A 251-nucleotide genomic window follows, 5' to 3' on the forward strand; every position below is an offset into this window, starting at 1 on the left:
GGCTACATCGATACGTTCAATGCACTCTTGTAGCTCAAAGACAAATACAGCACTGCCTGGACCGTGTTCAACATCTTTCCTTGTTAGCTCATAAGACCGACCTGAGTTAACAGCGGAAACAATTAACTGACCAACGTTCGATTCGACTAAATCATACTCAACAGAAATGGCAACTTCACCGGAATAAGGGCAGCCGTCATAACTGGTGTTGTTTAATACATCGAAAGATACAGATTGATTAGCTGCAATAG

1 protein-coding gene is annotated in these 251 nt (G+C 42.2%); it reads right to left on the bottom strand.

Features of this window, described 5'->3' with window-relative positions:
• Nucleotides 1–251 (bottom strand): hypothetical protein (locus tag AAEZ00_RS21790; protein ID WP_351090085.1); only part of this gene is annotated, 251 nt, incomplete at both ends.

It is taken from the genome of Shewanella sp. S1-49-MNA-CIBAN-0167 (assembly GCF_040310145.1).
GTDB lineage: Bacteria > Pseudomonadota > Gammaproteobacteria > Enterobacterales > Shewanellaceae > Shewanella > Shewanella psychromarinicola.